Origin of the sequence: Pseudomonas cichorii (assembly GCF_019719005.1) — a bacterium.
Classification (GTDB): Bacteria; Pseudomonadota; Gammaproteobacteria; order Pseudomonadales; family Pseudomonadaceae; genus Aquipseudomonas; species Aquipseudomonas cichorii_E.
This window is the reverse complement of the sequence record NZ_JAIGPJ010000040.1, coordinates 17,396-38,741: the sequence shown is the minus strand read 5'-3', so window position 1 is coordinate 38,741 and position 21,346 is coordinate 17,396. Positions and strand designations below refer to the sequence as shown.

General features: G+C 58.0%; 18 protein-coding genes, 4 tRNA genes, 1 pseudogene and 1 riboswitch. Of the genes and pseudogenes, 17 read left to right on the top strand and 6 right to left on the bottom strand.

All coding sequences use genetic code 11. The features are described from left to right. Positions 1-131: 131 nt before the first annotated feature. The 8 genes and pseudogenes from K5D32_RS22310 to astE all read left to right on the top strand — a co-directional run. Positions 132-1,121, top strand: a pseudogene (locus K5D32_RS22310) (GlxA family transcriptional regulator); the annotation flags it as partial. A 234-nt stretch (positions 1,122-1,355) separates the two neighbouring features. Further along, on the top strand, positions 1,356-2,573 hold the full coding sequence (locus K5D32_RS22305) for an aspartate aminotransferase family protein (RefSeq protein WP_221601851.1): 1,218 nt from the start codon (positions 1,356-1,358) through the stop codon (positions 2,571-2,573). Between the two features lie 135 nt (positions 2,574-2,708). Continuing rightward, positions 2,709-3,740 carry an arginine/ornithine succinyltransferase subunit alpha gene (aruF, locus tag K5D32_RS22300; protein ID WP_025259035.1) on the top strand — a complete coding sequence of 344 codons (1,032 nt, stop codon included), beginning with the start codon at positions 2,709-2,711 and terminating at the stop codon, positions 3,738-3,740. A 70-nt stretch (positions 3,741-3,810) separates the two neighbouring features. Further along, on the top strand, positions 3,811-4,836 hold the full coding sequence (gene astA, locus K5D32_RS22295; protein WP_221601849.1) for an arginine N-succinyltransferase: 1,026 nt from the start codon (positions 3,811-3,813) through the stop codon (positions 4,834-4,836). Next, positions 4,833-6,302 (top strand): succinylglutamate-semialdehyde dehydrogenase, encoded by a 1,470-nt coding sequence (astD, locus tag K5D32_RS22290; protein ID WP_221601848.1) that lies wholly within the window; start codon positions 4,833-4,835, stop codon positions 6,300-6,302. The genes astA and astD overlap by 4 nt, the downstream gene beginning before the upstream one ends. 46 nt (positions 6,303-6,348) lie before the next feature. Continuing rightward, positions 6,349-7,695: an N-succinylarginine dihydrolase gene (astB, locus tag K5D32_RS22285; RefSeq protein WP_221601847.1), complete on the top strand. Its 1,347-nt coding sequence runs from the start codon at positions 6,349-6,351 to the stop codon at positions 7,693-7,695. Positions 7,696-7,758: 63 nt separating this feature from the next. Continuing rightward, the gene (locus tag K5D32_RS22280; protein WP_221594448.1) at positions 7,759-8,049 is read left to right on the top strand and encodes a topoisomerase II; all 291 of its coding nucleotides are present in this window, start codon (positions 7,759-7,761) and stop codon (positions 8,047-8,049) included. 18 nt (positions 8,050-8,067) lie between these two features. Next, positions 8,068-9,090, top strand: a complete 1,023-nt coding sequence (astE, locus tag K5D32_RS22275) for a succinylglutamate desuccinylase (RefSeq protein WP_221601846.1) — start codon at positions 8,068-8,070, stop codon at positions 9,088-9,090. A gap of 21 nt (positions 9,091-9,111) precedes the next feature. Here the strand turns inward: astE and K5D32_RS22270 are convergent, their stop codons facing one another. Next, positions 9,112-9,624: a 6,7-dimethyl-8-ribityllumazine synthase gene (locus tag K5D32_RS22270; RefSeq protein WP_221576815.1), complete on the bottom strand. Its 513-nt coding sequence runs from the start codon at positions 9,622-9,624 to the stop codon at positions 9,112-9,114. Between the two features lie 125 nt (positions 9,625-9,749). Continuing rightward, positions 9,750-9,918, bottom strand: a riboswitch (FMN riboswitch). Between the two features lie 211 nt (positions 9,919-10,129). Here K5D32_RS22270 and ltaE point away from each other — a divergent pair. The 7 genes from ltaE to K5D32_RS22235 all read left to right on the top strand — a co-directional run bounded on the left by ltaE (position 10,130) and on the right by K5D32_RS22235 (position 16,093). Then, complete coding sequence (ltaE, locus tag K5D32_RS22265) at positions 10,130-11,134, top strand: low-specificity L-threonine aldolase (RefSeq protein ID WP_221576816.1); 1,005 nt, start codon at positions 10,130-10,132, stop codon at positions 11,132-11,134. Positions 11,135-11,278: 144 nt separating this feature from the next. Beyond that, positions 11,279-13,903: an alanine--tRNA ligase gene (gene alaS, locus K5D32_RS22260; RefSeq protein ID WP_221576817.1), complete on the top strand. Its 2,625-nt coding sequence runs from the start codon at positions 11,279-11,281 to the stop codon at positions 13,901-13,903. A 93-nt stretch (positions 13,904-13,996) separates the two neighbouring features. Next, positions 13,997-15,229, top strand: coding sequence for an aspartate kinase (locus tag K5D32_RS22255; protein WP_025259044.1), 1,233 nt, complete (start codon positions 13,997-13,999; stop codon positions 15,227-15,229). 172 nt (positions 15,230-15,401) lie between these two features. Beyond that, positions 15,402-15,590, top strand: a complete 189-nt coding sequence (gene csrA / locus K5D32_RS22250; protein ID WP_002554426.1) for a carbon storage regulator CsrA — start codon at positions 15,402-15,404, stop codon at positions 15,588-15,590. Positions 15,591-15,652: 62 nt separating this feature from the next. Then, positions 15,653-15,743, top strand: a tRNA-Ser gene (locus K5D32_RS22245). A gap of 109 nt (positions 15,744-15,852) precedes the next feature. Beyond that, positions 15,853-15,929: transfer RNA gene (locus K5D32_RS22240), tRNA-Arg, on the top strand. A gap of 87 nt (positions 15,930-16,016) precedes the next feature. Further along, positions 16,017-16,093 (top strand) — tRNA-Arg (locus K5D32_RS22235). A gap of 43 nt (positions 16,094-16,136) precedes the next feature. Here the strand turns inward: K5D32_RS22235 and bamE are convergent. Beyond that, positions 16,137-16,616, bottom strand: coding sequence for an outer membrane protein assembly factor BamE (bamE, locus tag K5D32_RS22230; protein ID WP_221576818.1), 480 nt, complete (start codon positions 16,614-16,616; stop codon positions 16,137-16,139). Positions 16,617-16,938: 322 nt separating this feature from the next. Here bamE and mgtE point away from each other — a divergent pair, with 322 nt between their 5' ends. Then, positions 16,939-18,381 carry a magnesium transporter gene (mgtE, locus tag K5D32_RS22225; RefSeq protein ID WP_221576819.1) on the top strand — a complete coding sequence of 481 codons (1,443 nt, stop codon included), beginning with the start codon at positions 16,939-16,941 and terminating at the stop codon, positions 18,379-18,381. 61 nt (positions 18,382-18,442) lie between these two features. On the opposite strand, the gene K5D32_RS22220 is transcribed toward mgtE, so the two are convergent. The 4 genes from K5D32_RS22220 to K5D32_RS22205 form a co-directional block, all read right to left on the bottom strand. After that, positions 18,443-19,522, bottom strand: a complete 1,080-nt coding sequence (locus K5D32_RS22220; RefSeq protein WP_221601845.1) for a polyamine ABC transporter substrate-binding protein — start codon at positions 19,520-19,522, stop codon at positions 18,443-18,445. A 171-nt stretch (positions 19,523-19,693) separates the two neighbouring features. Then, entirely contained in the window at positions 19,694-20,020 is a 327-nt protein-coding gene (locus K5D32_RS22215) for an Arc family DNA-binding protein (protein ID WP_025259048.1), read from the bottom strand. A gap of 443 nt (positions 20,021-20,463) precedes the next feature. Continuing rightward, positions 20,464-20,649 carry a PA3371 family protein gene (locus K5D32_RS22210; protein ID WP_025259049.1) on the bottom strand — a complete coding sequence of 62 codons (186 nt, stop codon included), beginning with the start codon at positions 20,647-20,649 and terminating at the stop codon, positions 20,464-20,466. A 36-nt stretch (positions 20,650-20,685) separates the two neighbouring features. Then, positions 20,686-20,925: a hypothetical protein gene (locus K5D32_RS22205; protein ID WP_221576821.1), complete on the bottom strand. Its 240-nt coding sequence runs from the start codon at positions 20,923-20,925 to the stop codon at positions 20,686-20,688. A 302-nt stretch (positions 20,926-21,227) separates the two neighbouring features. Between K5D32_RS22205 and K5D32_RS22200 the strand changes: the two genes are divergently transcribed. After that, a tRNA-Arg gene (locus K5D32_RS22200) sits at positions 21,228-21,304 on the top strand. Positions 21,305-21,346 lie beyond the last annotated feature (42 nt).

Below are 21,346 nucleotides of genomic sequence, written 5' to 3'. Positions count from 1 at the left end.
CAGCGGCATCGCCTCGGCGATGTCTTTTACAACAGAACAGGGCATGCTGCGCACCACGCAACATGCTCTGGCTACTCCAGTGCTAGCCTGTTGAGGTTCGGCCCTTGAGGCGATACGTATCGGATGTCCCAATGACTGCCCATCGAATAGGTTTCCTTGTCTGGCCCGGCACCAAAGCCTTGACCCTGGCGTTGGCCGAGGAAGCCTTGCGCGTTGCCCAGAGCGTTCACCCTGACGTGGTCTATGAATTGTCATTCCTCCAGGCCGAGGTTGCCGATGAACCTGCTGTAGCAGGTGCATGGCAATTGCCGGGAGAGCCGTGGACCGGTCGCATCGACGGTTTTCAGAAGCTGTTCCTGCTGGCGGACGAGCCGCCTGCTCCCATGTCGGCGGCCCTGGCCAGTGCTCTCAAGCAAGTGGTGCGCGCCGGATGTGCGATTGGCGGGTTGTCCGCTGGCGTGTATCCGTTGGCCCAGCTTGGCTTGCTCGATGGTTATCGGGCTGCCGTCCACTGGCGCTGGCAGGATGATTTCAGCGAGCGCTTCCCGAAAGTCATTGCCACCAGCCACCTGTTCGACTGGGACCGTGACCGGTTGACTGCCTGTGGCGGCATGTCGGTGCTGGATCTGCTGCTGGCGGTTCTGTCCCGTGATCATGGCGCCGAGCTGGCCGGTGCGGTTTCCGAAGAGCTGGTGGTCGAGCGTATTCGCGAAGGTGGCGAGCGTCAGCGCATTCCGCTGCAGAATCGCCTGGGCTCCAGTCATCCGAAGCTGACCCAGGCAGTCCTGCTGATGGAAGCCAACATCGAAGAGCCGCTGACCACCGACGAAATCGCCCAGCACGTTTGCGTGTCCCGTCGCCAGTTGGAGCGGATCTTCAAGCAGTACCTCAATCGAGTGCCGAGCCAGTATTACCTGGAGCTGCGCCTCAACAAGGCGCGGCAGATGCTGATGCAGACCAGCAAGTCGATCATCCAGATCGGCCTGTCCTGCGGCTTCTCCTCCGGCCCGCATTTCTCCAGCGCCTACCGCAACTTCTTTGGCGCCACGCCTCGTGAAGACCGCAACCAGCGTCGCAGCAACAGTCCTTTCGAGTTGTCTTCCGTTCCAGCCGGTGGTGGAAGAGCTTTGTCGCGATTGATTTCTCTTCAACGAGGGGGGGGCGAATTCATTCGGAAAAGCAGATAAACTGCGCCTTTGTGACGCAATATGTCGCATTGCCGAAAACAGTGAAAAAAAACCGGTGTTGCGCTGTAACAAGATGTCGCCTGGCGACAAGGCCGAACAGAAATCAGTCCTTACAATCTTCCCATCGCTTGCCGGTTTCAGGCAGGCGTTCCTCTTCAGGAGACTCCGATGTCCGTTGAGCATGCTGCGGTGCAACGCGCCGATTTCGACCAGGTGATGGTCCCCAACTACGCACCTGCCGGGTTCATCCCCGTGCGTGGCGCGGGCTCCCGTGTATGGGATCAGGCGGGACGCGAACTGGTGGATTTCTCCGGCGGGATTGCCGTCAACGTGCTGGGCCATTGCCATCCGGCGCTGGTGGGTGCCTTGACTGCGCAGGCCAACAATCTGTGGCATGTCTCCAACGTCTTCACCAATGAGCCGACCTTGCGTCTGGCCAGAAAACTGGTGGACTCCACCTTCGCAGAGCGCGTGTTCTTCTGCAACTCCGGTGCCGAGGCCAACGAAGCCGCTTTCAAACTGGCGCGTCGCGTTGCCCACGACCTTCATGGTCCGGAAAAGTACGAAATCATCGCAGCCCTGAACAGCTTTCACGGCCGCACCCTGTTCACGGTGAGCGTTGGTGGTCAGCCCAAGTACTCCGATGGTTTCGGGCCGAAGATTACCGGTATCAGCCATGTGCCGTACAACGATCTGGAAGCGTTGAAAGCCGCCGTGACCGACAAGACCTGCGCCGTGGTTCTGGAGCCGATCCAGGGCGAGGGAGGTGTTCTGCCGGCTGAGCTTGAATACCTGCAAGGTGCCCGCAAACTGTGCGACGAGCACAGCGCACTGCTGATCTTCGATGAAGTGCAGAGCGGCATGGGCCGTAGCGGCCATCTGTTTGCCTATATGCATTACGGCGTGACCCCTGACATTCTTTCCAGCGCCAAGAGCATTGGTGGCGGTTTCCCTCTGGCGGCAATGCTGACCACCGAGAAACTGGCCAAGCACTTTGCCGTTGGCGTACACGGCACCACCTATGGCGGCAACCCGCTGGCCTGCGCGGTGGGCGAGGCGGTGATCGATGTCGTCAACACCCCTGAAGTCTTGAAGGGTGTTGAAAGCAAGCATCAGAAATTCAAGGCGCGTCTGGAGGCGATCGGCCAGCAATACGGTGTGTTCACCGAAGTGCGCGGTCTTGGTCTGCTGATCGGTTGCGTGCTGTCCGATGCCTGGAAAGGCAAGGCCAAGGACATCTTCAACGCCGCCGAATCCGAGAACCTGATGATTCTGCAGGCCGGCCCGGATGTGATTCGTTTCGCGCCAAGCCTTGTGATTGAAGATGCCGATATCGACGAAGGCCTGAACCGCTTCGAGCGCGCCATCGCCAAGCTGACAGCCTGATACATTGCTGGACCTTCCGGTGTTCGCCTCTTGGCGGGCACCGGACATTTTTCCTGTGCCGGGCGGCTTCCAGGCTGCGCGGTGCTTTTTTTAGTGCCGGTGTTTCCGGCCTGTGATCTGGTAAGGAGTGGCACCATGCTGGTGATGCGCCCCGCGCAAATGGCTGATCTGGCAGAAGTCCAGCGCCTCGCCGCCGACAGTCCGATTGGTGTGACGTCCTTGCCTGACGATGCTGGTCGCCTGGGCGACAAGATCGGCGCTTCGGAGGCATCGTTCGCCGCCGAGGTCAGTTTCAATGGCGAAGAAACCTACTTCTTCGTGCTTGAAGACAGCGAGAACGGTCGTCTGGTGGGCTGTTCGGGCATCGTCGCTTCCGCGGGTTACTCCGAGCCGTTCTACAGCTTTCGTAACGAAACCTTCGTGCATGCCTCACGTGAGCTGAAGATCCACAACAAGATCCACGTCCTGTCCCAGTGCCATGACCTGACAGGCAACAGCCTGCTGACCAGCTTCTACGTGATCCCCGAACTGGTGGGCACCGCCTGGTCGGAGCTCAATTCTCGCGGTCGCCTGCTGTTTGTCGCCAGCCACCCCGAGCGTTTCGCCGATTCGGTGGTGACCGAGATCGTGGGCTACAGCGATGAAAATGGCGACTCTCCGTTCTGGGATGCCATCGGACGCAACTTCTTCGACCTGAACTACGCCGAAGCAGAACGCTTGTGTGGCCTGAAAAGCCGGACCTTCCTGGCCGAGCTGATGCCGCATTATCCGATCTATGTCCCGCTCCTGACCGACGCCGCTCAGGAAGCCATGGGGCAAGTGCATCCGCGTGCCCAGATCACCTTCGACATCCTGATGCGCGAAGGCTTCGAGACCGATCATTACATCGACATTTTCGACGGTGGCCCGACGCTGCACGCTCGTGTTTCCGGGATTCGCTCGATTGCCCAGAGCCGTCTGGTGCCGGTCAAGATCGACACCAGCGCAACGGACGATGCCGGCAAGGGCGCACGCCTGTATCTGGTGACGAACGGGCTGCTGCAGGATTACCGCGCAACCCTGCTGGAACTGGACTGGGCACCCGGCCGGCCGGTGGTGCTGAGTCTGCAGGCCGCCGAGGCCTTGGGTGTCGGTGAAGGTGCCAGCGTGCGCCTTGTCGCCGTCTGATCCTGATCGTCCGAACATAGCGGATTAGCCAGTTTTCCGGGCTCCAGAGGAGTCCGGTCGAGGAGATAACATGATCGTTCGTCCCGTACGCAGCAGTGACCTGCCCGCGCTGATCGAGTTGGCGCGCAGCACCGGCGCAGGCCTGACGACATTGCCTGCCAATGAGCAGCGCCTGGCGCATCGTGTGGGTTGGGCGGAGAAGTCCTTTCGTGGCGAAGCCGATCGTGCGGATGCCGATTACCTGTTCGTGCTCGAAGACGATGACGGACGTGTGATCGGTATTTCTGCCATCGCGGGTGCCGTTGGCTTGCGTGAGCCCTGGTACAACTATCGCGTCGGGCTGACGGTCAGCGCCTCTCAGGAACTGAATATCTACCGCGAGATTCCGACCCTGTTCCTGGCCAACGACCTGACCGGCAACTCCGAGCTGTGCTCGCTGTTCCTTCACAGCGATTCGCGTACCGGTCTCAATGGTCGCCTGCTGTCCAAGGCGCGGATGTTGTTCATCGCCGAGTTTCCGAAGCTGTTCGGCAACAAGATCATTGCCGAGATGCGTGGCATGTCGGACGACAAGGGGCGTTCGCCATTCTGGGAAAGCCTGGGTCGCCACTTCTTCAAGATGGAATTCAGCCAGGCCGACTACCTGACCGGCGTGGGCAACAAGGCATTCATCGCCGAACTGATGCCCAAGTTTCCGCTGTACACCTGCTTTCTTTCGGAAGATGCGCGCAGCGTCATTGGCCGGGTTCACGCCGATACCGAGCCTGCTCTGACGATGCTCAAGAGTGAGGGTTTCAACTATCAGGGTTACGTCGACATCTTCGATGCCGGCCCTGCCATCGAGTGTGAAACCACGAAAATCCGCGCTGTGCGTGACAGCCAGACGCTGGTGCTGGCCATCGGTACGCCGGGTGATGATGCGCCGAAATTCCTGATCTACAACCGCAAACGTGAAGACGGCCGGATTACCATCGGGCAGGCTCGCATGGCGGCCGGCGCGCTGGTGGTTGATCCGCTGACGGCCCGACGTCTGCGCATGAGTCCTGGCGATAATGTGCGTGCTGTGCCTTTGTCGGCGGTGCGGGAGGGCGCTTGATGAGCACGCTGTATATCGCGGGTGTCTGGCAGGACGGGCAAGGTGACGCATTCGACTCCTTGAACCCGGTGACCCAGCAGGTTCTGTGGTCTGGCCGGGGCGCAAGTGCCTCTCAGGTCGAAACCGCCGTGCAGGCGGCGCGTCAGGCTTTTGCGGGCTGGGCATCACGTTCGCTGGAAGATCGCATCTCCGTGCTGGAAGCGTTCGCCGCCAGCCTCAAGAAGCATGCGGACGAACTGTCGCATTGCATCGGTGAGGAAACCGGCAAGCCGCTCTGGGAGTCGGCCACTGAAGTGACCAGCATGGTCAACAAGATTGCCATCTCGGTGCAGAGCTACCGTGAGCGAACCGGCGAAAAGAGCGGCCCGCTGGGCGATGCCACGGCTGTGTTGCGTCACAAGCCCCATGGCGTTGTCGCGGTCTTTGGTCCTTATAACTTCCCCGGTCATTTGCCTAATGGCCATATCGTGCCTGCGCTGCTGGCGGGTAATACGGTGCTGTTCAAGCCCAGCGAGCTGACACCCAAGGTTGCCGAATTGACGGTCAAGTGCTGGATCGAGGCCGGTTTGCCAGCAGGTGTACTGAACCTGCTGCAAGGCGGGCGCGAAACCGGTATCGCCCTGGCGGCCAATCCGGGCATCGACGGCCTGTTCTTTACCGGTTCCAGCCGTACCGGCAGTGCCTTGCATCAACAGTTCGCCGGGCGGCCGGACAAGATTCTGGCCCTGGAAATGGGTGGCAATAACCCGCTGGTGGTCGATGAGGTCCAGGATATCGACGCAGCGGTGTACACCGTGATTCAGTCAGCCTTCATTTCGGCTGGCCAGCGCTGTACCTGTGCCCGGCGCCTGCTTGTGCCGCAAGGTACCTGGGGTGATGCATTCCTTGCCCGGTTGGTGGCAGTAACGGCAACCATTGAGGTCGGCGCTTTCGACCGCCAGCCTGCGCCTTTCATGGGCTCGGTGATTTCTCTGCAGGCCGCTGCCGCTTTGCTGGCAGCCCAGCGTGATCTGCTGGGCAAGGGCGCCAATGCGTTGCTGGAAATGACCCGGCCGCAGGAACAGGCCGCCTTGCTTACGCCGGGCATTCTTGATGTGAGCGCTGTCAGCGAGCGTCCTGACGAGGAACTGTTCGGTCCGTTGTTGCAGGTGATTCGCTACGCCGGTTTCGATGCGGCCATCGCAGAGGCCAACGACACGCAATATGGTCTGGCGGCGGGTCTGTTGTCGGACTCCGAAGCGCGTTACAAACAGTTCTGGCTGCAAAGCCGCGCCGGGATCGTCAACTGGAACAAGCAACTGACCGGGGCGGCGAGCAGCGCACCTTTCGGTGGTGTCGGTGCTTCGGGTAATCATCGGGCCAGCGCCTATTACGCCGCCGATTACTGCGCTTACCCGGTTGCGTCCCTGGAGGCAGCAGCATTGACCTTACCTGCGACACTGACGCCGGGCATCAGGCTCGATTGATAGCAATGCGATGCACCTATAAAAACAGATCTACGGAGCCTTGCCGATGAAATCCTGTGAAGTCAATTTTGACGGTCTGGTTGGGCCTACTCACAACTACGGCGGTCTTTCGTACGGCAATGTGGCTTCCCAGCGCAACAGCCATCAGTGTTCTAACCCTCGCGAAGCGGCATTGCAGGGTCTGGCGAAGATGAAGGCGCTGATGGACATGGGGTTTACCCAGGGTGTACTGGCTCCTCAGGAGCGTCCTGATGTCGCCGGGTTGCGTCAACTGGGTTTCAGCGGCAGCGATGCTGAGGTGATCGAGCAGGCGGCAAGGCATGACATGCCGCTGCTGGTCGCCAGTTGCTCGGCGTCGAGCATGTGGGTCGCCAATGCCGCGACTGTCAGCCCGAGTGCCGATACGGCCGATAGCCGCGTGCATTTCACGGCGGCCAACCTGAACTGCAAATATCACCGCAGCATCGAGCATCCGACCACCAGTCGCGTGCTGAAAGCGATGTTCGCCAATGAGCAGCATTTTGCCCATCACGCCGCACTGCCAGCGGTTGCGCAGTTTGGCGACGAAGGGGCGGCCAACCACACGCGCTTCTGTCGGGACTACGGTCAGGCTGGCGTGGAGTTTTTCGTTTTCGGGCGCAGTGCTTTCGACACCCGCTACCCCGCACCGCAGAAGTACCCGGCCAGACAGACTCTTGAGGCTTCCAAGGCCGTGGCCCGGCTGCATGGCCTGAGCGACAGCGGCGTAGTCTACGGCCAGCAGAACCCGGCGGTGATCGATCAAGGCGTGTTTCATAACGACGTCATCGCGGTGGGCAATGGCGAAGTGCTGTTCTATCACGAGGATGCGTTTCTCAATACCGAGTCGATGCTGAGCGAGCTGCACGACAAGCTCAGCCGCACCGGCGGACTGTTCCAGGCGATCTGCGTGCCGCGCGACGAAGTGTCGGTCGAAGATGCCGTACGTTCTTACCTGTTCAACAGCCAGCTGTTGTCCCGCGCCGATGGTTCGATGCTGCTGATCGTGCCGCAGGAGTGCCAGGCCAATCTGCGGGTCTGGAATTACTTGCAGCGACTGCTGGCCGATGGCGGGCCGATCCGCGAAGTGAAGGTCTTCGACCTCAAGCAAAGCATGCAGAACGGCGGTGGTCCGGCGTGCCTGCGCTTGCGCGTGGCCCTCAATGAAACCGAGCTGGCAGCGGTCAATCCCGGCGTCGTCATGACCCCGTCGTTATACGAAATCCTGACTCAATGGGTCGACAGGCACTATCGTGATCGCATGAGCGAAAGCGATCTGGCTGACCCGCAATTGTTGACCGAATGCCGCACGGCATTGGATGAGCTCACGCAAATCCTTAAACTGGGCAGCGTTTACCCCTTTCAACTGGTTTGAAAGTTCTGACGCGCAGGCCTTTATGTCCTGCGCGTGATTTCCATCTTTATAGAGAATCCGAACATGAGCGACGCCCTGCAATTAATCCTCGAAGACACTGATGGCACCCAGCTGGAAACTTCCTGCACCCGCGTAGCCGTCCTCTGGCAGGGTAAAGAGTTGTGGATTCAGCAAGATGGCCGTGGCCAGTTGCTGATCGGTGTCGACGTCGAAGAAGGCGATGCCGAATACGCCAACCTGCTGCTGCGCCCTCTGGCCACCAACCTGGTCAGCCTGCAACTGGAAATGGAACCGGCTGATCCAAGTGACGCTGATGAAGACGGTCATGTGCATGGTCCTGACTGCAATCACTAAGTCTTAAGGAGCCAGCCTATGCTCGCCCTCGGCAAACTGCTTGAACTGACTCTGGCCGGGCGTGAGCCCGCAGAAAAGACTCAACTGACCGTCGGTGGCGTACGTATGCGCTGGCTGGGGGAGGGTGCGCTGGAAGTACGTGCGCCTCAGGACCGGGACAATGGCACCGATTTGCTGTTGTCTGCCGGTATCCATGGCAACGAAACGGCCCCCATCGAGCTGCTGGACGAATTGATCCGCAGCATTGCACGCGGCGACCTCAAGCCGCGTGCCCGTATTCTGTTCCTGTTCGGCAACCCCGAGGCCATGCGCCGCGGCACGCGTTATGTCGAGCAGGACGTCAACCGGCTGTTCAGTGGTCGTCACGAACAGGCAGGCGGCTCAGAGGCCATGCGCGCCTGTGAGCTGGAGCGTCTGGCGGCCAGCTTCTTCAGTGTGCCGGACCGCTATCGCCTGCATTACGACCTGCACACCGCCATTCGTGGCTCGACCATCGAGCAGTTTGCGCTGTATCCCTGGAAAGAAGGCCGCCAGCATTCTCGCCGGGAACTGGCGCGATTGCGCACTGCCGGCATGAGCGCGGTGCTGCTGCAGAACAAGCCTTCGATTGTATTCAGTGCCTATACCTACGACCGGCTTGGTGCCGAGTCTTTCACCCTGGAACTGGGCAAGGCCCGGCCATTCGGCCAGAACCAGCAGGTCAACCTTACCGCATTGCGCACGGTGCTGGAGCAGGTGATCGAAGGTGTCGAGCCTGAATCGAGTGATGATCTGGACGGTTTGCAGCTATTCAGCGTGGCTCGCGAAATCATCAAGCGCAGCGATGCATTCACCCTGAACCTGCCTGACGATGTGCAGAATTTTGCGCCGCTGGAGAAAGGCTATGTGCTTGCCCAGGACGCGGGTGGCGCTCGCTGGGTGGTGGAAGAAGAGGGGGCGCGGATCATCTTCCCCAATCCGAAAGTGGGGAATGGTTTGCGGGCCGGGATTTTGATTGTTCCGGCGTTCGTGAATGAATTCGCTCCTACCCGGGTAGTGTAGGAGCGAATTTATTCGCGAAAATCAGCTAGCGGCTTTCTGCAGCGTCTCTAGACGGCGCAGGGCGCGTACCTTGCTCAGCGTGTCGGCACAGGTCTTGGCCGCTTCCTCGCCCTTGTGGACGAAATGCTCGAAGAAGAATTTGTGATGCTCTTCGCCTGCATGGAAATGATGCGGGGTCAGGACCACCGAGAAAACCGGCACTTCGGTTTCCAGCTGGACCTGCATCAGGGCGCTGACCACCGATTGCGCCACGAACTCGTGACGGTAAATGCCGCCATCCACCACCAGGCCGGCAGCGATGATGCCCGCGTAGCGACCGGTATTGGCCAGCAGCTTTGCATGCAGAGGAATTTCAAAGGCACCTCCGACTTCGAAGAAATCGATATCGCTCTCGGTGTAGCCATGGTTGGCCATTTCGGCGACGAAGCCTTTGCGGCTCTGATCGACTATATCCTTGTGCCAGCAGGCCTGGATGAAAGCGATGCGTTCGTTAGCGTGGTTTTTGCTCTTACTGTCGATTGCAGTGGGTTGCACGTGTTCTGACTCCTGTTTATGAAAAAAACAGGGCATTGGATCGAAAGGGATTCAGGTTGCGTATGAAAACCTCATGAACTCATGTAGTCCATGCAAAGGTTTTGCAGACGTTCCTGATGGCGCTATCCCGTTCTCTCTTCATCCGGACTATGACCGTCGGCCCCGGAATCACACCGGGTCTGCTGACCTTGAAGCGCTTCAGTTCAAGCCTGAAACTCCCCAAGCGCTCGCGGGCTAGACGCATTGCGCGCCATTACCGCCGGTGGGGAATTACGCCCCGCCCTGAGAACGTTGCCGACATTGTTCATGTCGGGGCGGGATTTTTATCACAGTTTTTTCCATCCTGCATGGACACTTTCGTACGGTGTCCCTACCTTTTGCTTATAAGAGGATCGGAGTGCCCCAGGCCCTGGACCTTGATTATCATGGCAAACCTCAGTAATGCCTTGTTGCAACCTTGAGGTTGCCTGCATTATCGATCTTCGAGTTTTCAGGGAGCGTATTCGTGACTGTTATCGATCTGCGTAGTGACACGGTGACCCAGCCAACCGCGGGCATGCTTGAGGCCATGGCCCATGCGCCTGTCGGGGATGATGTTTATGGTGAGGACCCGACAGTCAATCTTCTTGAGGTCACACTGGCCAGGCGTCTGGGTTTTGCAGAGGCTCTGTTCGTCCCCTCGGGCACGATGAGCAATCTGCTGGCCTTGATGGCGCATTGCGAGCGCGGTGACGAGTACATCGTCGGTCAACAGGCTCACACCTATAAATACGAAGGTGGCGGGGCGGCTGTGCTGGGTTCGATCCAGCCTCAACCGCTGGAAGTCCAGGCCGATGGTTCACTGGATCTCGGCCAGGTGCTGGCCAGCATCAAGCCCGATGACTTTCATTTTGCCCGCACCCGTTTGCTGGCCCTGGAAAACACCATGCAGGGCAAGGTATTGCCCATGAGTTATCTGGCGGCAGCGCGCAAGTTCACCGAAGAGCACGGTTTGTCTCTGCATCTGGACGGTGCGCGTTTATACAACGCGGCGGTCAGGCTGGGCGTCGATGCCCGGGAAATCACTCGCCATTTCGATTCGGTATCGGTGTGCCTGTCCAAAGGGCTCGGCGCGCCAGTGGGTTCTGTGCTGTGCGGCTCCCCGGAGCTGATCGCCAAGGCCCGTCGCCTGCGCAAGATGGTCGGTGGCGGCATGCGTCAGGCCGGGATTCTGGCAGCGGCCGGGCTGTATGCGCTGGATCACCAGGTCGAGCGACTGGCCGACGACCACGCCAATGCGGCATTCCTGGCAGCGGGGCTTAGCGAGCTGGGGTATGAAGTCGAGCCTGTGCAGACCAACATGGTGTATGTGCAAATGGGCGCGCGTGCCGATTCGCTCAAGGCATTCTGTGCCGAACGCGACATCAAGCTCAGCGCCGCGCCACGTCTGCGCATGGTCACGCATCTGAATGTGTCCCGTGACCAGCTTGAGCGTGTCATCGCAGTATTCGCCGAGTTTTCACGCATATAAGATGCCGATAGTCCAGTTACTGGTTTCTATCGTACAAACACGCTGTACCGAGGACGCAACGCCTATATAATGCGGCCCTTTGCCGTCGCTACGTCATTTTGACGTTATGCACTGCCTCTGGCCGCAGTCTCCGTGGAAGAACCTATGAAAAGCGCAGAAATCCGTGAAGCCTTCCTTGGCTTCTTCGAAGAGCAAGGCCACACACGTGTCGCCTCCAGCTCCTTGATTCCGGGCAATGACCCAACCCTGCTGTTCACCAACGCAGGTATGAACCAGTTCAAGGATTGCTTCCTGGGCCAGGAAAAGCGTGCCTACACCCGCGCTGTCACCAGTCAGAAGTGCGTGCGTGCCGGTGGCAAGCACAACGACCTGGAGAACGTCGGCTACACCGCCCGTCACCACACATTCTTCGAAATGCTGGGCAACTTCAGCTTCGGTGACTATTTCAAGCGCGACGCGATCACTTACGCCTGGACCTTCCTCACTTCTGAAAAGTGGCTGAACCTGCCCAAGGAAAAACTCTGGGTCACGGTCTACGCCACCGATGACGAAGCCTACGATATCTGGACCAAAGACATTGGCGTTCCGGCCGAGCGCATGGTTCGTATCGGCGACAACAAAGGCGCGCCTTACGCGTCCGACAACTTCTGGACCATGGGCGATACCGGCCCGTGCGGTCCTTGCTCCGAGATTTTCTTCGACCATGGCCCTGAAATCTGGGGTGGCCCACCGGGCTCGCCTGAAGAAGACGGCGACCGTTACATCGAAATCTGGAACAACGTTTTCATGCAGTTCAACCGGACTGCCGATGGCGTACTGCATCCGCTGCCAGCGCCGTCGGTGGATACCGGCATGGGCCTGGAGCGTGTCAGTGCAGTCCTGCAGCACGTTCACTCCAACTACGAAATCGACCTGTTCCAGAGCCTGCTGGCCGCTTCTGCCAAGGCTATCGGTTGCAGCAACGACGGTCAGGCATCGCTCAAGGTTGTAGCGGATCACATTCGCTCCTGTGGCTTCCTGATTGCCGATGGCGTACTGCCGTCCAACGAAGGTCGTGGCTACGTCCTGCGCCGCATCATTCGTCGCGCCTGCCGTCACGGCAACAAGCTGGGCGCCAAAGGCAGCTTCTTCCATCAGATCGTGGCCGCTCTGGTTGCCGAGATGGGCACAGCATTCCCTGAACTGACTCAGCAGCAGGCGCACATCGAGCGTGTGCTCAAGGCTGAAGAAGAGCAGTTCGCCAAGACCCTGGAGCAGGGCCTGAAAATCCTCGAACAGGATCTGGCTGAACTCAAAGGTTCTGTGGTGCCGGGCGAAGTCGTGTTCAAGCTGTACGACACCTACGGTTTCCCGATGGACCTGACCGGCGATATCGCCCGTGAGCGTAACCTGACCCTCGACGAGGCAGGTTTCGAGCGCGAGATGGAAGCCCAGCGTGAGCGTGCCCGTTCGGCCAGTTCGTTCGGCATGGACTACAACAGTCTGGTCAAGGTCGATGTCGCTACCCGGTTCACCGGTTATACCGATACCAGCGGTGCTGCGCAGGTCGTAGCTCTGTACAAGGACGGTCAGTCGGTCGAGCAGTTGAGCGAAGGCGAAGAGGGCGTCGTGATCCTCGACAGCACTCCGTTCTACGCCGAGTCGGGCGGTCAGATCGGTGACAGCGGTTACCTGCAGGCTGGCGCCGTACGTTTCGACGTGCGCGATACCACCAAGACCGGCGGTGCATTCCTGCACCACGGCGTTGTGGCGTCTGGCAGCCTGAAAGTCGGTGAGAAGCTTGAAACCCAGGTAGCTGCCGAAGTGCGTCAGGCGACTTCCCTGAACCACTCGGCCACTCACCTGCTGCACGCGGCATTGCGTCAGGTGCTGGGCGAGCACGTTCAGCAGAAAGGCTCGCTGGTGGACAGTCAGCGTCTGCGTTTCGACTTCAGCCACTTCGAGGCCATCAAGCCCGAGCAACTGCGGGCTCTGGAAGACATCGTCAACGCCGAAGTGCGCAAGAACACTGCGGTCGTCACCGAAGAAACCGATATCGAAACCGCCAAGAAGAAGGGTGCCATGGCGCTGTTCGGCGAGAAGTACGGCGACAGTGTGCGCGTACTGAGCATGGGCGGTGAGTTCTCCGTTGAACTGTGTGGCGGTATTCACGCCAACCGTACCGGCGATATCGCACTGTTCAAGATCGTCAGCGAAGGCGGCGTGGCTGCAGGCGTGCGTCGTATCGAAGCCGTGACCGGTGCAGCCGCACTGGCCTGGCTGAACTCGGCTGAAGATCAACTCAAGGAAGCCGCGACCCTGGTCAAAGGGAATCGCGACAACCTGCTGGACAAACTGTCGGCTGTGCTGGAGCGCAACCGTCAATTGGAAAAACAACTGGAACAACTGCAGGCCAAGGCCGCCAGTGCTGCGGGCGACGATCTGTCTGCCGCTGCCCTGGATGTCAAAGGGGTCAAGGTTCTGGCCACTCGCCTGGATGGTCAGGATGGCAAGGCGCTGTTGGCGCTGGTCGACCAGTTGAAGAACAAGCTCGGCCGCGCAGTGATCCTGCTCGGCAGTGTTCATGAAGACAAGGTTGTCTTGGTTGCAGGCGTGACCAAGGACCTGACTGGCCAACTCAAAGCCGGTGATTTGATGAAGCAAGCGGCCGCTGCCGTCGGTGGTAAGGGTGGCGGGCGTCCTGACATGGCTCAAGGTGGTGGTGTGGATGCCGCGGCGCTGGATACAGCGCTGGCTCTGGCCGCTCCTTTTGTAGAGCAGGGTATTTGAGTCGAACCTCCAGGCCTGTCAGTGCATGGCAGGCCCGGCACTTGGATTTGAATGTTAATGGGTGCCCTTAACGGGTTCTGAGGCGGCTTTGAGATGGCTTTGATCGTACAGAAATTTGGAGGCACCTCGGTTGGCTCTGTAGAGCGCATCGAGCAGGTGGCCGACAAGGTTAAGAAGTTCCGCGAAGCGGGCGATGATCTGGTGGTCGTGCTGTCGGCCATGAGCGGCGAAACCAATCGCCTGATCGAGCTGGCCAGACAGATCAGCGATCAGCCGGTTCCCCGTGAGCTGGATGTGATCGTGTCCACCGGCGAGCAGGTAACCATTGCCTTGCTGGCAATGGCATTGATGAAGCGCGGCGTGCCGGCGGTGTCCTACACCGGCAATCAGGTGCGTATCCTGACCGACAGCGCACACAACAAGGCCCGTATCCTGCAGATCGACGATCAGAAGATCCGTTCCGACCTGAAGGCTGGCCGAGTCGTGGTGGTCGCCGGTTTCCAGGGTGTCGACGAGAACGGCAATATCACGACCCTGGGTCGTGGCGGTTCCGATACGACGGGCGTGGCGCTGGCAGCGGCCTTGAAGGCTGATGAATGCCAGATCTACACCGACGTGGATGGCGTGTACACCACCGATCCGCGTGTGGTTTCGCAAGCTCAGCGTCTGGACAAGATCACTTTTGAAGAGATGCTGGAAATGGCCAGCCTCGGTTCCAAGGTGCTGCAGATCCGTGCCGTAGAGTTCGCAGGCAAATACAACGTCCCGCTGCGCGTTCTGCACAGCTTCAAGGAGGGGCCGGGCACCCTCATTACCATTGATGAAGAGGAATCCATGGAACAGCCGATCATTTCCGGCATCGCCTTCAACCGCGATGAAGCCAAGCTGACTATCCGTGGTGTGCCAGACACGCCGGGTGTTGCCTTCAAGATTCTCGGCCCGATCAGTGCCGCCAATATCGAAGTCGACATGATCGTGCAGAATGTCGCCCACGATAACACCACCGATTTCACCTTCACGATCCATCGCAACGACTACCAGTCGGCGCTGCAGGTCCTGGAAACCACCGCCCGCGAAATCGGCGCTCGTGAAGTTTCCGGCGATACCAAGATTGCCAAGGTTTCCATCGTCGGCGTCGGCATGCGTTCCCACGCTGGTGTCGCCAGCCGCATGTTCGAAGCCCTGGCAAAGGAAGGCATCAACATCCAGATGATCTCCACGTCGGAAATCAAGGTCTCGGTGGTGATTGAAGAGAAGTACCTGGAACTGGCTGTGCGCGCATTGCACACGGCTTTCGAGCTGGATGCTCCTCGGCAGGGTGAGTGATCTGCCAGGAGGGCGCGGTCTGACCGCGCCTTTCGTTTTCCTGTGCTGCGCGCAAAGACTGTTCTTTTCTTCGCGCTAGTCAATACTCAGGCTTGGCCGTGGCTTTTTCGTCGCAGGCTGATGCCTACTGGTTTTGCAGACTGTTGTTCCTGAAATGCATAAGGAGAAAGGTATGCTGATTCTGACTCGTCGGTGCGCAGAAAGCCTGATCATTGGTGATGGTGAAATCACTGTGACTGTGCTCGGCGTCAAAGGTAATCAAGTGCGAATTGGTGTCAATGCGCCCAAGGAAGTCGCTGTGCATCGTGAAGAAATTTACCTGCGCATCAAGAAAGAGAAGGACGAAGAACCAAGCCATTAATTTTTATTGAATTTTTGGTTTGCAAACGGGGAAAAGGGTGGTTATTATACGCCCCGTGTTGCGGAGAGCTGGCCGAGTGGCCGAAGGCGCTCCCCTGCTAAGGGAGTACACCTCACAAGGGTGTCGGGGGTTCGAATCCCCCGTTCTCCGCCATTATTTCTGTAGTGCGTTGAATCCGGCTTCTTCTGTAAGTTGTTGAAATTACTAGAAAAAGTGCTTTACAAAATGATTTAACGACCTATAATGCGCGGCACCAACACATGCACTCGTAGCTCAGCTGGATAGAGTACTCGGCTACGAACCGAGCGGTCACAGGTTCGAATCCTGTCGAGTGCACCATTTAAGGTTAACTGGTCTGATGTAGTTAAATACAGACTTCCAGATAACCGGCTTCAACCAGAGGTGATCTGGTCTAAAAATACCAATGCACTCGTAGCTCAGCTGGATAGAGTACTCGGCTACGAACCGAGCGGTCACAGGTTCGAATCCTGTCGAGTGCACCATACACCAGAAAGCCCACATCGAAAGATGTGGGCTTTTTGCTTTCTAGCGTTTTCCTTTCACGCATCCGTTTTCATCGAAGGTCACATTGTTGCTGCGACCCTTTTTCAGGTTGTAGGTGTAGCGCAGCTCTCCGTTGCGGTTTGTGATCTTGTCCGGGCGGCCCAGCAGGCTTTCCACATCCCGTTTGGTCATGCCGGGCGGCGTGCGCTGGTTGATGATGGCTTGCCGACGCTGTGCCGGGCTCAGGCGATTGCCACAGCCATCTTCCTGCTGGCCGACCACCACTATTTCCTTGCTGGCCTGAGTGTTTCGCCTGTCTGCGCTCGGAAGAAGGGGCGTGATGCTTCCGGGAGGTGCATTGAAGGCTTCCTGCAACTGGCTGGTGTGGCCGACCGGACAACCCAGGGTGGTGAACGTGATCTTGCCGGTCGGGTCTTCGCAGCGCTGAACCGTATTGGCTTGTGTGTAAAACGGCAGGCAGAGCAGGTTGCTCCATAACAAAAGGCGGGGCGTGATACGCATTGCCGAGTCCTCCATGACGTGGTTCGTCATCCTAGGCAGGGGCTTGCTCCCCGGCGAGCGTGTTTTCTTCGCTGAATGTGACGTCGTAACTTCGTTGCCTCGCAAAATCTTCAGGTTTGTCTCGCAAGCGCCTGTTCTTGCCTGAATTTTCTCGCGTGCGATCCGCTCAAAGCGGTGTATCATTGCGCCCGTCAGCCCCGCCGGGGCTTGTGGAATACCTCCATGGACTTACCCAGTAGTTACTCAATAGCTCGTTTCACCAATCAAGAATCAACTGATTGATCCTCCCGGCGTGCTCCGCTGCTGGGAGTGGAGTTCGCCTATGACTGAAATAGACGTAAAAAAAACGCAGGAAAGCTTGCAGGATCGCCTTGCTCAAGTGGTTGATCTGCTGCAGCGCCAGCGTGTGGTCGAAGACCTGATCCATCGCCAGGAAGGTCAGAATCAGGATCGCGTAGAAAACCTCGTTCATCGCCAGAACCTGGTCGAGCTGCAACGCAAGCTCGATGACCTGCACTCTGCTGACGTCGCCTACATCCTCGAGGCATTGCCTCTTGAGGAGCGCCTGACCGTCTGGCAACTGGTCAAGGCTGAGCGTGACGGCGATATCCTCCTTGAAGTGTCCGACTCCGTCCGGGAAACCCTGATCGCCGACATGGACGATCACGAGTTGCTGGCGGCGGCCAGGGAGATGGACGCCGACGAACTCGCTGATCTGGCGCCTGAGCTGCCTCGCGATGTCGTTCATGAGCTGATGGAGGCGCTGGACGTCCAGCAGCGCGAGCGTGTCCGCTCCGCACTCTCCTACGACGAGGAGCAGGTCGGTGCGCTCATGGACTTCGAGATGGTGACCATCCGTGAGGATGTCAGCCTGGAAGTCGTATTGCGTTACCTGCGGCGCTTGAAGGAGCTGCCGAGCCACACCGACAAACTCTTCGTGGTTGATCATGACGGCGTGCTCAAGGGCGTGCTGCCGATCAAGCGTCTGTTGGTCAATGACCCCGACAAGCAGGTCGGTGAAGTCATGGCTGACGACCCTGTCAGCTTTCACCCGGAAGACGATGCCTACGACGCTGCCCAGGCATTCGAGCGTTATGACCTGATTTCCACGCCGGTGGTCGACAAGAGCGGCAAGCTGATCGGCCGTCTGACCATCGACGAAATGGTCGACCTGATCCGTGAGGAGAGCGAGAGCGAAGTCCTCAGCATGGCGGGTCTGCGTGAAGAAGAAGATATCTTCGCTTCCGTATGGCGCTCGCTGCGTAACCGCTGGGCCTGGCTGGCGGTCAACCTGATCACGGCGTTTCTGGCTTCCCGTGTGATCGGCCTGTTTGAAGGTTCGATCGAGAAGCTGGTGGCTCTGGCGGCATTGATGCCGATTGTGGCCGGCATCGGCGGCAACTCGGGGAACCAGACCATTACCATGATCGTGCGCGCCATGGCGCTGGACCAGGTCAGCACCGGCAATACCTCGCGCCTGTTACGCAAAGAGCTGGCGGTGGCGTTGCTCAATGGCCTGATATGGGGCGGGGTCATTGGTGTGGTGGCTTATGTGCTCTACGACAGTTGGTCGCTGGGCGTGGTCATGACGGCTGCCATGACGCTCAACTTGCTGCTGGCCGCTTTCATGGGTGTCCTGATTCCCATGACGCTCGCACGCCTTGGGCGCGATCCGGCCATGGGGGCGAGTGTCATGATCACTGCGATGACCGACAGTGGCGGGTTCTTCATTTTCCTGGGGCTGGCGACCATCTTTCTGCTTTGATAGCCGTCACCATAAAAAACCGCCTGTTCAGGCGGTTTTTTGTTTTCGGGACCTCAACTGATCATTGCCCGGCTTTGACTTCTTTCCATGTGCGCAGCCTGAGCGCTTCACTGTCGGCAGGTATCGCTTTTTGGGCGAACAGGGTGCCGAAGGTTTCTTCGTCGGGATAGATTCTGGGGTCGCTGTGCACAGCTACGTCCAGCAGTGCTTCTGACTTCTCGTTGCCGTTCGCATAGTGCAGATAGTTGGATATGCCGGCGATCACCTTGGGTGCCAACAGGTAGTTCATGAAGGTGTAGGCGGCTTTTTCATTGGGGGCATCGACAGGCATGGCGACCATATCGAACCACATCGGTGCGCCTTCCTTGGGGATCACATAGTTGATGTCGATGCCGCTGCCTGCTTCCTTCGCGTTGCGCTCCGCCAGCATGACATCTCCTGAATACCCGACCGCCACACAGATCTTGCCGCTGGTCAGGTCTGCTATGTAGTTGGTCGAATGGAAGTAGCTCACGTAAGGCTGTATCGCCATCAAGGCCGCTTTGGCCTTGGTGTAATCCCCGGCGACTTCGCTTTGTGGAGGCAGCTGCAGGTAGTTGAGTGCGATGGGCAGGACACTGGGCGCGCTGTCGATAAAGGCAACACCGCATTGAGCCAGCTTTTTCATGTTCTCGGGCTTGAAGACCAGGTCCCAGGAGTCGAGCGGCGCATCGTTGCCCAGAGCAGCCTTGACCTTGGCCACGTTGTAGCCAATGCCGGTGGTCCCCCACAGATAGGGAAAAGCATGCTCGTTGCCCGGATCGATGCCTCTGAGCACCTTGAGCAGGACCGGGTTGAGGTTTTTCCAGTTGGGTAGCTGGCTTTTGTCCAGCTTCTTCAGGTCGCCGCGCTGAATCTGGACACCCATGAAATGACTCGACGGCATCACGATGTCGTAACCGGAATGCCTGGCCCTGAGCTTTTCGTCCAGAGTCTCGTTGCCATCGTAGGTGTCATAAGTGGCTTCAATGCCGGTGTCTTTCTGAAAGTTTTTCAGTGTGTCCGGAGCAAAGTAATCCTCCCAGTTGAATACCTTGACGGTCTGGGCGGCCTGGCTCATCGAGGTGACCAGCATCAGGGGTACGAAGGCTTTGGCAAGCATTTCGTGGCTCCTTGGAGGATTTGATGATCGCGATGCACGAACAATCATCGCCTCGGGAGCAGTGATCATGAGATGCATACCTATAGGAAATAATCTTATAGGCATTTGGAGAGGGGACCACAATAAAAAAGCCAGCTTTCGCTGGCTTGAATGCTTTTTTTCTCTGATTTCTTACGACTCTTCTGAAGCAAGTTCCGTGTCGTGAGCGATCAGGGACACCAGTGCATTCTGCTGGCGGTGTGAGAGTTGACGAAAACGCTGCAGCAGCTCGCGTTCGTGCAGGGACAGCTCAGGACTATCAAGACGCAGGTTTGGCTCATCGCCAAGTGCACCTTCCTGAATCAGGCTCTGCTCGAGTCGAGCGATGATTTCCGAGTTCATGCTGCGGTGATGGTTTTTGGCTACCTCTTGCACACGATTACGCATGCCATCTGGTAGGCGAACGACGAACTTGTCAGCCGTACGGCTGGAATAAGTAGCCTGTTTCATAGGGCTCATATATTTAACCGGTTAGTTCAGGGGGAAGCGGTTCTCGCAAGTGGCCGCCAGATTGCCATTATGGGACAGTCGTTTTGGCCAAATGTTCCAACCGAGTTATCCAAAGGGTGAGGCATCATGCCCTATTACGTCGAATCCTTGGCGTCAATTCTGTGACAAATATTGACTCAGATAAAGGCGTTTAGCCAGCACCAATTATCAGAATTGCGAGAGGTTTTGCAAAGCTTGCCAATTCCTGCTCATCCAGGTGACACGACGAACGCCTGACTACTTTTTGCCATGATGGCTATCTGTCTTCAGCTTAGATGCTTATCCGCAACAAGATGAAGAATGCCGACGGGCGTGCTATGGCGGGGGAGGGGAGCAGTACTTCAAGAAGCCGATGACCCAGTCAGCAATGGCGTGCAGCCCTACCGACCAGTACAACCATCAGCGTGTATCAGTCAGCGCAGAACCGGATCGAACTTGAAGCGACGCCCAATGACCATGGCCGCTACAAAAAGACTGCCAAACATCCCGGCGGCGATTTTCGAGGCGATATTCAATACATACGCCTGCTCAGGGAGAAGAAGATCAACGGCAACAGCCATCAGTGCCAGGATCATGAATGACAATGCGGATTTTGACATGGCTACTCTCTCGTGAAGGTGGGCTATGTGACGATCTCAGAAGATCCAACGCTCTTCAGCACGATTTGGCAGCGGGGCTTCCTTGACCTCATGACCCAGCGTAGCTGCATTGAAGCGCCTGTCACCCATGACCGCCAGTTGCGGTGCCTGACGGATCACCTCATGGAGCTGAGCATGCTTGGTTATCTGGTCGTCCTGAATGCGCGCGTCCTGAAAATGAAATGCCACCAGAGCTACCAGAGCGGCTGCATTCAACACTGAGAGAGTCATGTTCATTTTCAGGTACCTTGCGTGGAGTGTCGTCACATGCACTGATAATGCAGCCTGCATGCCAATTTTATTTCAATAAAAAATCCTTATAAAACAATGGCTTGAGTTTGTTTTTAGGCGGCTGGATATTGCGTTTTGCAATGATGGCTTTTTGGGGTAGTGCAAAATGCACGACCATGCCTGCAAACGCTCTACGCCGGGATGTGGACTACGATTACCGGAGGTAATGACGACATGACAAAATCCCTCCATGCCGTTAACATGCACGCCGTCCTCGCTGGCACCAGTCGGTGTGCTGGCAACTCAGTGTCTCAGTAGCTCAATTGGATAGAGCATCCCCCTCCTAAGGGGAAGGTTGGCAGTTCGAACCTGCCCTGGGACACCATATGATCGCTGTGTGTTATCGAGTCATTTTCCTGAAGGTAAC

Coding starts and splice junctions, on each gene's coding strand:
- alaS (WP_221576817.1), top strand. CDS start 11,279: ATGAAAAGCGCAGAAATCCGTGAAGCCTTCCTTGGCTTCTTCGAAGAG.
- K5D32_RS22255 (WP_025259044.1), top strand. CDS start 13,997: ATGGCTTTGATCGTACAGAAATTTGGAGGCACCTCGGTTGGCTCTGTA.
- K5D32_RS22210 (WP_025259049.1), bottom strand. CDS start 20,649: ATGTCAAAATCCGCATTGTCATTCATGATCCTGGCACTGATGGCTGTT.
- bamE (WP_221576818.1), bottom strand. CDS start 16,616: ATGCGTATCACGCCCCGCCTTTTGTTATGGAGCAACCTGCTCTGCCTG.
- astB (WP_221601847.1), top strand. CDS start 6,349: ATGAAATCCTGTGAAGTCAATTTTGACGGTCTGGTTGGGCCTACTCAC.
- K5D32_RS22215 (WP_025259048.1), bottom strand. CDS start 20,020: ATGAGCCCTATGAAACAGGCTACTTATTCCAGCCGTACGGCTGACAAG.
- mgtE (WP_221576819.1), top strand. CDS start 16,939: ATGACTGAAATAGACGTAAAAAAAACGCAGGAAAGCTTGCAGGATCGC.
- astE (WP_221601846.1), top strand. CDS start 8,068: ATGCTCGCCCTCGGCAAACTGCTTGAACTGACTCTGGCCGGGCGTGAG.
- astA (WP_221601849.1), top strand. CDS start 3,811: ATGATCGTTCGTCCCGTACGCAGCAGTGACCTGCCCGCGCTGATCGAG.
- csrA (WP_002554426.1), top strand. CDS start 15,402: ATGCTGATTCTGACTCGTCGGTGCGCAGAAAGCCTGATCATTGGTGAT.
- K5D32_RS22220 (WP_221601845.1), bottom strand. CDS start 19,522: ATGCTTGCCAAAGCCTTCGTACCCCTGATGCTGGTCACCTCGATGAGC.
- K5D32_RS22305 (WP_221601851.1), top strand. CDS start 1,356: ATGTCCGTTGAGCATGCTGCGGTGCAACGCGCCGATTTCGACCAGGTG.
- aruF (WP_025259035.1), top strand. CDS start 2,709: ATGCTGGTGATGCGCCCCGCGCAAATGGCTGATCTGGCAGAAGTCCAG.
- K5D32_RS22205 (WP_221576821.1), bottom strand. CDS start 20,925: ATGAACATGACTCTCTCAGTGTTGAATGCAGCCGCTCTGGTAGCTCTG.
- K5D32_RS22280 (WP_221594448.1), top strand. CDS start 7,759: ATGAGCGACGCCCTGCAATTAATCCTCGAAGACACTGATGGCACCCAG.